The organism is Oscillospiraceae bacterium (assembly GCA_025757685.1).
Lineage (GTDB): Bacteria > Bacillota > Clostridia > Oscillospirales > Acutalibacteraceae > CAG-217.
Map to the genome: position 1 here is coordinate 1,257,983 of CP107220.1, position 11,817 is coordinate 1,269,799.

General features: G+C 56.7%; 10 protein-coding genes. All 10 read right to left on the reverse strand.

Annotated elements, in window-relative coordinates:
- Positions 1-3: 3 nt before the first annotated feature.
- The 10 genes from OGM59_05875 to mutL all read right to left on the reverse strand — a co-directional run bounded on the left by OGM59_05875 (position 4) and on the right by mutL (position 11,795).
- A complete protein-coding gene (locus OGM59_05875; protein UYI90232.1) occupies positions 4-870 on the reverse strand; it encodes an HAD family hydrolase in 867 nt (288 codons plus the stop codon).
- A gap of 4 nt (positions 871-874) precedes the next feature.
- Entirely contained in the window at positions 875-1,816 is a 942-nt protein-coding gene (locus OGM59_05880) for an RluA family pseudouridine synthase (GenBank protein ID UYI90233.1), read from the reverse strand.
- Positions 1,803-2,306, reverse strand: coding sequence for a signal peptidase II (gene lspA / locus OGM59_05885; GenBank protein UYI90234.1), 504 nt, complete (start codon positions 2,304-2,306; stop codon positions 1,803-1,805). The genes OGM59_05880 and lspA overlap by 14 nt, the downstream gene beginning before the upstream one ends.
- Before the next feature lie 64 nt (positions 2,307-2,370).
- Positions 2,371-5,166, reverse strand: coding sequence for an isoleucine--tRNA ligase (ileS, locus tag OGM59_05890; GenBank protein UYI90235.1), 2,796 nt, complete (start codon positions 5,164-5,166; stop codon positions 2,371-2,373).
- 30 nt (positions 5,167-5,196) lie between these two features.
- Positions 5,197-6,378 carry a DivIVA domain-containing protein gene (locus tag OGM59_05895; protein UYI90236.1) on the reverse strand — a complete coding sequence of 394 codons (1,182 nt, stop codon included), beginning with the start codon at positions 6,376-6,378 and terminating at the stop codon, positions 5,197-5,199.
- 19 nt (positions 6,379-6,397) lie between these two features.
- Positions 6,398-6,889: a cell division protein SepF gene (locus tag OGM59_05900; GenBank protein ID UYI90237.1), complete on the reverse strand. Its 492-nt coding sequence runs from the start codon at positions 6,887-6,889 to the stop codon at positions 6,398-6,400.
- A gap of 12 nt (positions 6,890-6,901) precedes the next feature.
- Positions 6,902-7,630, reverse strand: a complete 729-nt coding sequence (locus tag OGM59_05905) for a YggS family pyridoxal phosphate-dependent enzyme (protein ID UYI90238.1) — start codon at positions 7,628-7,630, stop codon at positions 6,902-6,904.
- Complete coding sequence (locus tag OGM59_05910; protein UYI90239.1) at positions 7,611-8,870, reverse strand: hypothetical protein; 1,260 nt, start codon at positions 8,868-8,870, stop codon at positions 7,611-7,613. The genes OGM59_05905 and OGM59_05910 overlap by 20 nt, the downstream gene beginning before the upstream one ends.
- Positions 8,842-9,780, reverse strand: coding sequence for a tRNA (adenosine(37)-N6)-dimethylallyltransferase MiaA (gene miaA / locus OGM59_05915; GenBank protein ID UYI90240.1), 939 nt, complete (start codon positions 9,778-9,780; stop codon positions 8,842-8,844). The genes OGM59_05910 and miaA overlap by 29 nt, the downstream gene beginning before the upstream one ends.
- Before the next feature lie 2 nt (positions 9,781-9,782).
- A complete protein-coding gene (gene mutL / locus OGM59_05920) occupies positions 9,783-11,795 on the reverse strand; it encodes a DNA mismatch repair endonuclease MutL (GenBank protein UYI90241.1) in 2,013 nt (670 codons plus the stop codon).
- Positions 11,796-11,817 lie beyond the last annotated feature (22 nt).

Sequence of the window (11,817 nt, forward strand, 5' to 3'; positions counted from 1 at the left end):
CTCTTATCCTCGCAGCAGGGTCGGGCGAGCAATGTGCTGCTCCGCCTGACCGGACATAATATACTCCAGCAGATCCGCCACGCAGCCCTTGTTGCAGTGGCAGGCTTCAAACTGGCAAATCTCATGAATGGCCTTAGGTGCCTGACCGGCACAGGCCGGCAATCCCACGGTCTTAAGCATATCCCAGTCGTTATAATAATCGCCGATGGCTGCCACATGGTTCCGGTCAATGCCCAGCATATCTGCCAGCACCATAATGGCCGTACCCTTGTGGGTGCCCTTTTGCAGCATCTCCATACTCCATGGAGAGGAGGCCATAAAGTTCATACCTGCCGTGTCGCTGCGGTCAATTACATAGCGCAGCCGGTTCATGGTAATGGGGTTGGACCAAAAGATCACCTTCATCCACCCCTCCTTGGGTACCTTATCAATGGAGGTCACCTCGTAGTGCGCCTTATCAATATCCATGGTGCCCTGGGACAGAACGCCGTTTTTGACGATATACACATAATCGTCAAAATAAATTCCCACATCCACGCTCTTAAAGCTGTCACTGAACTTATTGATGATGTAGCGCACAAACTCGTGCCCCTCCTGCTGAATGGTGCTGCGCCAAATCATCTTCTCCTGCTGGAAGTCATATATACCCGCGCCGTTGAGTACCACCGCCGGTTGATTGGGGGTGATACGATCGTAATTGCGCTTCAAGCTGGAGGTCAGCCGTCCGGAAGCCAAGGTAAAGTTGCCCCCCGCCTCTGTAAACGCCTGAATGGCGTCATAATTACGCCGAGGCAGCTTGCGTGCTTTGTTATTCAATGTGCCGTCAATATCTGACACCACCAGCCAATTGCTAAAATCCTTTTGACTCATACGCTCACCTTTTCTTTTCCCTGCAAGTGTGTAAAAATGATGTGAAATACGGAGGCAGCGGTGCTTCAAACCGCATTTCCGCCCCGGTTCTGGGATGTATAAAGCCAATCTCCCCAGCATGCAGGCACTGCCCGCCCAGGGAGGTGATCACACGCCGCGGTCCGTACACCGGATCTCCGGCCAGCGGGTGACCGATATAGGCCATGTGCACCCGAATTTGGTGCGTGCGTCCGGTCTCCAATACACAGCGAATATGCGTAAAGTCCCCAAATCGCTCCAACACACGATAATGGGTGGTGGCCGGCTTGCTGTTCTGTTGGGTCACCGCCATTTTTTTGCGATCCTTGGGACTGCGACCGATGGGTTGGCACACCGTGCCACTGTCTGCGGTCACGTTGCCGTACACCACCGCTTGGTACGCCCGGTGAAAACTGTGTTCCTGAATCTGGCGTGCCAAATCCACATGGGCAAAGTCGTTCTTGGCTACCATGAGCAGACCGCTGGTATCCTTGTCAATCCGATGAACGATCCCCGGTCGGATCACGCCGCCCACACCGCTAAGGGAGTCACCGCAGTAGTACAGCAGCGCGTTCACCAGCGTGCCGGTATAATTCCCCGGTGCCGGGTGCACCACCATACCCTTGGGCTTGTTCACCACCAGCAGGTCGCCGTCCTCGTAGACCACATCTAAGGGGATATTCTCCGGCAGCACCTCCATGGGCTTTGGCTCCGGCAGGCGCAGCTCCACCCGGGTGCCCGGGCGCAGCTTGTCTTTTTTATTCCCCGGGGCACCGTCCAGCAGTACGCCGCCCTCCTCGATCGCCCGTGCCGCCGCCGATCGAGTCAAATCCGGACACACGGTGCTTAAAAACTTGTCCAGTCGCTCCCCTGCCGCTGTTTCGTCCACGGTAAAGGCACGCACCGGCTGCCGCTCATTTTCCGTCATGGGTCGTTCCCTTCTTGCCGTCACCGGAGCGGAACAGATCCACTGCCAGCCACAGCACAAAGCTAATGCCGCCGCAGGTCACAGCGCAGTCCGCAATATTAAACACGGCAAACTGCATAAAAGTTGGCTCAATAAAGTCGATCACATAGCCGTACAGCACCCGATCGATCAGATTGCCCAGACCGCCGGCCACCAGCACCCCCAGGCTCCAGTAGCCCCACAGGGAGCGGCATTTGTTGCGAAACATATAAAAAAGCACACCGGCACACACAAGAGCGGTCAGCGCCACAAACACCCACCGGGCACCGCTGAACAGGCTAAAGGCCATCCCAGTATTGCGGGCATAGCGCAACTGCACCGCACCGGGCAGCAAAGTAACAATCTTGCCCCCCATCAGCGCACTTTCCGCCAGTCGCTTGGTCACCTGGTCGAAAGCCACGATCAGCAGGATCATAATGGAGGCCCAAATGTGTTTTTTTCTATGCTTCATAAACCCTCCGTATATAAAAAGGCGGGGGCAGAGCAGTCGCATCTGCCCCCGTATGGGTCGTTCTTTATTTGTTCATCTCTGCCAGTGCAGCCGCACAATGGGCGCACAGGGTGGGATGCTCTGCGTTTTGACCTACGGTCTCATCGTACTTCCAGCAGCGCTCGCACTTTTCGCCGTCTGCCTTAGATACGGACACGCGCAGCCCCTCTACCTCGCCGGTAAAGTCGCCCTCACCGTCGGACAGTGCCACAGCGGAGGTAATGAAGATCTCCGGCAGCTGGCTCTCTACACTCTCCAAGAAATCGTGCAGTTCGCCCGCAGCGTACAGGGTCACCTTGGCCTCCAAGGACTTACCGATGGTCTTGTCCTTACGAGCCAACTCCAGTGCCTTCTGCACATCTTCACGAATCCGATGGATCCGATCCCACTTGGCCATAAAGTCTGCGTCCGCAGCAATGTACTCCGGCTGGGGAATATCGTTAAACAGCGGAGACCGGGGATCTCTGCCCGCTGCATGGGGCATTGCCTTCCAGATCTCGTCACAGGTAAAGGCCAAAATGGGAGTCAGCACCAAGGTCAGTGCGTCCAGCACCTTATACAATACGGTCTGGGCGGCACGGCGGGTAGCGCTGTTCGGCGCAGAAGTGTACAGCCGATCCTTGAGCACATCAAAGTAGAAGTTACTCATATCCACCACGCAGAAGTTGTGCAGCGCGTGGGCGGCGGTGTGGTACTCGTACACCTCGTACCCGCCGCGAGCGGTAGCCAGCACCTGATCCAGCTTCATCAGTGCATATTTATCCAGCTCTTCCAACTGATCGTTGGGCACCATATCCTTGTCCGGGTCAAAGTCATACAGGTTGCCCAGGCAATAACGAGCGGTGTTGCGGATCTTTCTGTAATTATCCGACAGCTGCTTCAAGATCTCCTTACTGATACGCACATCGGCGTGGTAATCGGAAGAAGCCACCCACAAACGCAGAATATCCGCGCCGTACTGGTTGATAATGTCCGCCGGGTCAATACCGTTGCCCAGGGACTTACTCATCTTCTTGCCCTCACCGTCTACGGTCCAGCCGTGGGTGATGATCTGCTTAAAGGGCGCAGGCTGCCCGGCGGCTACGCTGGTGAGCAAAGAGGACTGGAACCAGCCTCTGTACTGGTCGGCGCCCTCCAGATACACATCTGCCGGCCACTTCAAATAAGGGCGCTGTTTAAGCACCGCTGCATGGCTGGAGCCGGAGTCGAACCACACATCCATAATGTCGCTTTCTTTTTCAAAGCCCTTTTGTGCGCCGCAGTGGGGGCACTTATAATCCTCCGGCAGGAAATATTCCGCCTCGTGGGCGAACCAGGCGTCGGAGCCTTCCTGACCAAAGATCTTAGATACCCGCAGCATCAGATCTTTATCCACAATCTCCTTGCCGCAGTCTTTACAATAAAATACGGGAATAGGCACACCCCACTTACGCTGACGGGAGATACACCAATCGGCGCGCTCCTGGATCATGGACTGCATACGGTCCTTGCCCCAGGCCGGATACCACTGCACATCCTCGGTGGCAGCCACAGCAGCCTCCTTAAAATCATCTACCGAGCAGAACCACTGGGAGGTGGCGCGGAAAATGATGGGCTTATGGCAACGCCAGCAATGGGGATACTGGTGGACGATCTTTTTCAGCGCAAACAAAGCGCCGATTTTTTCCAAATGCTCCGCAATGGGCTTGTTGGCCTCATCGGTGGTCAGCCCGGCGAACTGTCCGGCCTCCTCCGTCAGTCTGCCCTCGGCATCCACCGGTACAACGGTGGGGATCTCCGGGTACTTTTGGCACACGATAAAGTCATCCACACCGTGACCCGGTGCCGTGTGTACGCAACCGGTACCGCTCTCCAGCGTTACATGATCGCCCACGATCACCAAAGAGGTGCGGTCAATAAACGGGTGCTGGGTTTTCATATACTCCAGCTCGCTGCCCTGGATCACACCCACGGTCTCATAGTCCGTGGTGCCCCGGTCCGCCATAGCGGCGTCTACCAAGTCGGTAGCCATCACATAAAACTCGTCGCCGCTCTTGACCAGAGAATACTCAAAGTTGGGGCCTACGCAGATGGCCACATTGGCCGGCAGTGTCCAGGTGGTGGTGGTCCAAATCACGAAATAGGTCTTGCTCAGGTCCGCACCCAGTGCAGTGAGCTTGCCCATATCGTCCGTGACCTGGAACTTTACATAAATAGAATGGCAGGGATCCTCGCCGTACTCAATCTCCGCCTCAGCAAGGGCGGTCTTGCAGTCCGGGCACCAATACACAGGCTTTAAGCCCTTGTAAATATGGCCCTGAGAAGCCATGGTGGCAAATACCTTAATCTGCTCTTCCTCAAAGTCCTTGGTCAGGGTGATGTACGGGTGGTCCCACTCGCCGATTACGCCCAGGCGCTTAAAGGACTCCCGCTGAATATCCACATAGCTCAGCGCGGTCTCTCGGCAAATCTTGCGCAATTCCAGATCGGAAATATCGCTGCCGGCGCCGATGCCCGCCTGCTTTCTGGCTTTCAGCTCTGTGGGCAGGCCGTGGGTATCCCAGCCGGGCACATAGGGTGACTGAAATCCGGTCATATTCTTGTAGCGCACAATAAAGTCCTTTAAGGTCTTGTTCATGGCGTGGCCGATATGAATATCACCGTTGGCGTACGGAGGTCCGTCGTGGAGCACAAACAAAGGCTTGCCCTCGTTGTGCTGCATCAGCTGACGGTACTGGTCGTTTTCTTCCCATGCTTTCAGGAATTCCGGCTCCCGCTGGGGCAAAGCTGCCCGCATGGGAAAGTCGGTCTTGGGTAAATTCAGTGTTTGGTTATAATCCATGCTTCTTGTTACTCCTACTGTGTATGTAAATTATTTTTTCTTCTTAAAGAAACCGCGCAGCTTGGAAGAGCCCTCTTCCTCCTCATACTCGTCCTCGTCCGGAGCGGTCAGGGAAATGGTCTCGCTGGTGCGCTCGTCGCCGCTCTTTACATGGAAATAATCCTCAAAGGGCATAGCGGCCTGATCGTCAAACAAGGTCTTTTCCTCCTGCTGCGGGGGCACCTGCTCCAGCTCCGGTTCCTCGTCGATCTCGCTGATGGTGGGGGCGTTCTCGTCCAGCGGAGTGATTTCGTCCTCGGTAAAGGCGTTCAGCGCGCTGCTGACCTCCTCCGGGCTGGCTGCGGGCGCCTGCTTCTCCTCGATCTCGTCAATGATCTGATCCACCTGGTCATCGTCTGTGTCGCCCTTGGTATTCTCTGCCGTCGGCGCCTGTGCCGCAGCTTCCTCCGTCGGTGCGTCGTCCGTCTGGCTTTGCAGTTTGTTGATCTCGTCAATATTGGAGATGATCTGGTTCATCTCGCTCTCCACAGAGTCAATGTGCGCCTGATCCTCGTCCACCTGGGGCTTCAGATCTACCATATCGCCCAGGCGATCCATCTGGCTCTCATACAGGGACAGCAAGCTGTCCTTAAAGCTCTTAGACTCGCTGCGCAGCTTTTCAATCAGCTGCTCGTGATAGGCTTTTTCGCTCTTCGCCTTGCTCATCAGCTCCTCAGACAGCTGCTTGGCCTGGTTGAGCATTTCCTGAGCCACAACCTTGGCGCCGTCAATGGCATCATTGGCCTTGGCCTCCGCCTCGGTAATAATGGACTCGGCAGCGTCCTGCTTCTCCTTGGTAAAGTTGGCGGCATAGGTGCGAGCCTCGGCCACCATCTTGTCCGCTTTTTCTTTGGCGTCCGTCACCGTCTGCTGCGCGGTGGCTGCGCTGGCGCTCAGCTTCTCCTCCGCCTTTTCCTTGGCGTCCTTGGCAATGCGATCCGCCATCTTTTGGGCGGTGATCAGTGCGGTCTTGATAGAGTCCTCTTCATTTCTGTACTCCTCAATCTTGCCGGCAAGTATTTCCATTTTGCGGTAAAGCTCTTTGTTCTCATCGTACACAGCCTGGTAAGACTCGACGATCTGGGCCAACAGGGCATTGACCTCTTCCTTATCATATCCGCCGCTTTGCACGGTAGACAGATTTTTCTCTCGAATTTGGCTGGGTGTAATCATATTCTCTCTCCTTCTCTCCTCACATAAACATGCCGTTGTTCTCAAGCTCATCGATCAGATCGCCCATTACATCTACATTGTAAGGCGTAATGATATAGGTGCTGTTGGCTACCCGCTTGATCTGGCCGTTGTTGGCATACGCCACGCCGCTGAGGAAATCCAGCAGTCTGCGCGCAATATCTCGGTTGGTGCTCTCCAAATTCAACACCACCGTACGCTTGGCATTCAAATTGTCGCCGATGGAGGCAGCCTCTTCAAACCGCTCCGGCTTCACCAGCACCACCTGCAACTGGGTGGTGGTGTGGATATTGACCACCTTATCGTCCCGTCCTCTGCTGCGAGGGCGTTCCTGGCGCTCCGGCTTAGGCGCCCGCTCGTGCCGGGGGCGCTCCTGTCGCTCTGCCCGCTCCGGGGCAGCCAGACCGTAGTCCCGGTTGTCGTCGTCATAGTAATCGTCAAAATCATCATCATTCTCGGTAATGATCTCTTTGAACTTATCCAGTAAACCCATATTCGCCTCTCCTTAACGGTATTGTCTGGCGCCGAAGATGGCAGAGCCGACACGCACCAGCGTGGAACCCTCGGCAATGGCGGCCTCAAAATCGCCGCTCATACCCATAGACAGAATATCCATGTCTATATTATGGTGTTTTTTGTCTTTAATGTCAATGAAAGATTGATGCATTGTCTCAAAATATTTGCGCACCTGTGTCTCTGTCTCACAAATGGGGGGAATACACATCAAGCCCTTGATCTGCAAACCGGGCAACTGGGCCGCTTCTTCCAGCAACTCCGGCAATGCCTCGATCATAATGCCGCTTTTGCTTTCCTCCCGGCCGATGTTCACCTCCACCAGCACCCGGGTGGTCACGCCGTGCTTAACGGACTGCTTGGAAATCTCCTGGGCCAGTTTCATAGAATCCACCGACTGGATCATATCCACCTGACCCACAATATACTTGACCTTATTGGTCTGGAGTCGACCGATCAGGTGTTTTTCCACCCCATCCAAGTGCAACTCGTCCCGCTTGCCCAGGTATTCCTGCACCCGATTTTCGCCGATCAAATCGGCGCCCAGATCCAGTGCCCGGTTAATGTACACCGGCTCCACGGTCTTGGTCACTGCCATCAGGCGAACCTCTCGGGGATCGCGGCCGCTTTTGACGGCGCCCTCCTGCACCCGCTCTAAGACCCGCTTCCAGTTCTCCTCAACGGCTTGCAGCCGTGCCGGATCAGGTATAAACTTTTCCATTATAAAGATCCTTCCCTTCTGTGATGATCTCGTCATAAAGGCGAATACCGTCTTTATTCTGGGCGTCATACGCCAGTATTACATAATCCTTGCCGGAATACAGCACCGTGGCGGGACGGAATTTCACCTGTCCGGCCACCAGCACATACACGCCCTTTTTACCGTCGCTCACATGCACGGCGGCAGCGGGGGCCTTGATCCCGGTATAGGAAGCTGTGCGAATTTCTATATCCTCCGCCCGATAGGCGGCAATATCCGAGTCCATATTCTCACACTGGAGCACCAGAACCGTTTGCGTGGCGCCGGGCTTGGTGTCCGCGCCGCTGACCACGGTGCAGGAAAGTACCCGGTCGCTGTCCTTAATAGCCACATCCAGTCGAGTGCCGTTTTGCACCTTTTGCAGGTCCGCCACATCCGCCTTGCACACAAAGTACCAAGCATAGCTGGTGATCACCTTGCCTAAGGCGCCGGTGTCGCCCTTGGCACTCTCGGCAGTCTTTAAGGCTTTATCTAGATCGGCAGCGGTCATCTCCGTCACCTGATCATAATCAAAAACGCTCTCGCACCCATCCGTGTAGCCGGAGAAAACGCCGCTTACCGCCGTAGTCACGGAGCCAATGGGCTCTGCAGTGCCCAGATCGTCCATTTGACTTTGCAAATCCTTTTTCAGCGCCGCAAAGTCAATGCTGGTGCCGATCATCATCTGGCGGCGGGTAAAGGTGTCGTTCATCTCCTGCGCCGCGGTACTTGCCCCGGTCAGATCCGATTGGGCCAGCGCCCGTATGTAATCATTTACATTCTGCACCGCCTCATTGTCCACGGCGGTAATATCCGTGGCAGTGGCGGCACTCTTATTTTCCATATCCCGGTAGTGCTGCAGCTTCTCCTTTAAGGCGGTGCGCTGGCTGTACGCCTTAGCGTCCGCCTCAGACTGAAAGCGCAGAGCCACCTTGCCGTTCTTGGCAATCTTCTCGCCGTCGGCAACGCATTGCACCGTCACGCCGCCGGGGCCGCTAACCGCGTGCTCCTCTCGCACCGCCAGTGCCGTGGTCTCAATGGTACGGTACACGGTGGTCTCCTTGGCGGTGTAGGTTTGCAGCCGCACATGGGTAGCAGTATAGCACTCATACACCACCACAGACAAAATCAGCAGCGCCACAATGCCGATGGCCCAGTTCTCCTTGGCGGTGCGACTGAGCTTTTTACGGCTTTTATGCTCTTTTTCCTTTGTCTTTGCCATAAAGAAAATCCTCTGCCTGCGCCGTCGCTGCGGCGATCAGGCGTTCTGTATCCATGGTATCCGGCTCCAGCACCACAGTGCCCTGCCGGCGCTTAAACCAAGTGATCTGGCGCTTGGCGTAGCGGCGGGTCTCCTGCTTGAGCCGTTCTACCGCCGTCTCCAGCGGCTCGCTGCCCTCCAAATACGGCAGCAGCTCCTTGTGCCCAATGGCCTGCCGTGCCGTGGGACCGCAAGCGGCGTAGGCCTGCCGTGCTTCCTCCACCAATCCGGCGGCCAGCATGGCATCCACCCGGGCATTGATCCGATCATACAGCACCTGCCGATCCCGGTAGCGAAGCACAAAATACAGTGCCTTATAAGGGCTGTCCTCCCGGCGGGAGGCTGCATTCTGGGCAGTCTTGGTCACACCGGCATAGTACAGCTCCAGTGCACGCACCACCCGGTTTTTGTTATTCGGATGTATTTCTGCCGCAGCCGTGGGATCCACCTGCTGCAAGGTACGGTACAACTCTGTGCCGTCCTTTGCCAGCAGCTCCCGGCGCAGGTCCGGGTTCGTCTGCACATGGGCAAACTGAATGTGGTCAATAAAGCTGTCAATAAACAGCCCGGTGCCGCCAACCAAAATGGGCACCTTACCCCGTGCGGCAATATCTGCCACCGTCTCCGCTGCCAGGTTGCAATACTGAGCCACGCTAAAAGGGGTGTCCGGGGGCAGAATCTCTGCCAAATGGTGCACCGCTGCCTGCCGCTCCGCTGCCGTAGGCGCCGCAGTGGCAATGGGCATACCGGTATAGATCTGCATAGAGTCGGCACACACAATCTCGCCGTCCAGCCGCCGAGCCAGAGCAATGCCCAAACCGGTTTTGCCGGAGGCGGTGGGGCCGGCCACTACAAGTACCTTTGTCTTCATACTCACGCCCTGCCGAACTGTCTTTCGATCTCGTACCGGCTAACCTTGATCATCACCGGCCGCCCATGGGGGCAGTAGCGAATATCCGGCATGGACAGCAGCTTCTCAACAAACAGGCGCTGCTCCGCCGGGCTAGTCACATCACCGGCCTTGACCGCTGCGCGGCAAGCGGTGGAATGGAAAATCCAGTCCAGCTTTTCCGGCTCAATGTCCGTTTTGTGCTCCAGCAGCTTCTCTGCGATCTCGCAAATCAGGTCGGCAATATTTGCCCCGTCCAGCATAGCGGGCACCGATCGCACCAACACCGCATCCGTGCCAAAGATCTCCACCTCAAAGCCGCCTTTTTGCAGCAGGTCCAGATGTTCCTCCACGGCGGACAGCTCCGTTTTGTTCAAGCGCACGGTCACCGGCGCCAGCAGCAACTGGCTGTGGATCTCCGCGCTCCGGCGCAGGGCTTCAAAATTCATCCGCTCGTGGGCGGCGTGCTTGTCAATATAATATAAATTATTTTCTATCTCTACAAGTATATAGGTCTTAAAGGCTTCGCCCACTACACGGAAGGCCGGGGCCTTCCGGTCCTCGTCCACCACCTGCACCGTGGGGGCAGGTGCTGTCTCCGCCGAAAGCGGTGCAGACGCTGCCGATTCTGCGCTCTCATGCGCAGGCACTGCCGGGGACGCTTGGGCGGGTACTTTCTGCTCACGCTGTACCACCGGCGCAGCCTGGGGTTCCGAGGCGTTTGTTTCGGTCACTTTTACAGGTGCCGGCTCTTGCGCCGTCGGCGCTGTGCTTTGCTCTGCCGTCCGCTGCACCGGGATCTGCCCCTGGGGCGCGGTACGGTACGGCACACCTGCCTGCGCCGTCTGCCAAAAGTCTGTGCGGGGCGCTGTTTGCAGCACCGTTTGCACGCTCTCTTCCTTTTTGCGGAAGAAGTCGATCTTGGCGCTGCGACTGCCTGCCGGCGGGTACGCGCGTCCCACCTCGTCCGCTGCAGGGGTGCCGCCAAAAGTCGCTTCCTTTACACTGTCGCCGGTCTCAATCGCGGTCTTGACCCCATAATACACCAGGTCAAACACCGGCTTTTCGTTGGCAAAGCGCACCTCGATCTTGGCCGGGTGCACATTCACATCCACCAGCGCCGCGTTGACGGTCATATTCAGCACACAGGCGGGAAAGCGCCCCACCATAATGCTGTTTTTATACGCCTGCTCCAGCGCCGCCAAGGCGGTCTTAGACTTCACCAGGCGACCGTTTATGAAAAAATACTGCATGGCCCGGCTTTTGCGGGAGGCATGGGGGCTGGACACATAGCCCTCCAGCTCCATACCGTTATAGCTGTAATGCACCGGGATCAGCGACTGGGTCAATTCTCGGCCAAACACGGAGTACACCGTGCTCTTTAAGTCCTTGTTGCCGGGAGTCACCAGGGTCTGCTTGCCGTCCCGGATCAGGCGAAAGGCGATCTCCGGGTGGCTCAGCGCCACCGCGTCCAGCACACCGGCCACCGCGTTGCCCTCGGTCACATCTTTCTTTAAGAATTTCATGCGCGCAGGGGTGTTAAAGAACAGATCCCGCACCACCACTGTGGTGCCCACCGGGCAACCGGCGTCGTCGCAGCTTTGTTCCTGGCCGCCGGCGATCACATAGCGGGTGCCCACCTGCTCCTCTGCTGTGCGGGTGAGCAGTTCCACCTGCGCCACTGCGCCGATGGAAGCCATGGCCTCGCCCCGAAAGCCCAGGGTGCCGATGGCGTTCAAGTCCTCCTCGGTTGCGATCTTGGAGGTGGCATGGCTGATAAACACCTTGGGCACATCCGCCCTTGCGATACCACAGCCGTCGTCCGTAATGCGCATATAGGTAGAGCCGCCGTGCTGGATTTCCACCGTTATGCGGGTGGCGCCGGCGTCAATGGAATTCTCCACCATTTCTTTAATTGCAGAGGCGGGGCGTTCCACCACCTCGCCGGCTGCAATCAGCTGGTACACGGACTTGGGTAAAATATGAATTTGCGGCATGGAACCACCGCCCTTTCTATAA

What these genes read in the sequence shown, in the direction of transcription:
- OGM59_05875 (UYI90232.1), bottom strand. Translation starts at nt 870, where the DNA reads ATGAGTCAAAAGGATTTTAGCAATTGGCTGGTGGTGTCAGATATTGAC.
- OGM59_05880 (UYI90233.1), bottom strand. Translation starts at nt 1,816, where the DNA reads ATGACGGAAAATGAGCGGCAGCCGGTGCGTGCCTTTACCGTGGACGAA.
- lspA (UYI90234.1), bottom strand. Translation starts at nt 2,306, where the DNA reads ATGAAGCATAGAAAAAAACACATTTGGGCCTCCATTATGATCCTGCTG.
- ileS (UYI90235.1), bottom strand. Translation starts at nt 5,166, where the DNA reads ATGGATTATAACCAAACACTGAATTTACCCAAGACCGACTTTCCCATG.
- OGM59_05895 (UYI90236.1), bottom strand. Translation starts at nt 6,378, where the DNA reads ATGATTACACCCAGCCAAATTCGAGAGAAAAATCTGTCTACCGTGCAA.
- OGM59_05900 (UYI90237.1), bottom strand. Translation starts at nt 6,889, where the DNA reads ATGGGTTTACTGGATAAGTTCAAAGAGATCATTACCGAGAATGATGAT.
- OGM59_05905 (UYI90238.1), bottom strand. Translation starts at nt 7,630, where the DNA reads ATGGAAAAGTTTATACCTGATCCGGCACGGCTGCAAGCCGTTGAGGAG.
- OGM59_05910 (UYI90239.1), bottom strand. Translation starts at nt 8,870, where the DNA reads ATGGCAAAGACAAAGGAAAAAGAGCATAAAAGCCGTAAAAAGCTCAGT.
- miaA (UYI90240.1), bottom strand. Translation starts at nt 9,780, where the DNA reads ATGAAGACAAAGGTACTTGTAGTGGCCGGCCCCACCGCCTCCGGCAAA.
- mutL (UYI90241.1), bottom strand. Translation starts at nt 11,795, where the DNA reads ATGCCGCAAATTCATATTTTACCCAAGTCCGTGTACCAGCTGATTGCA.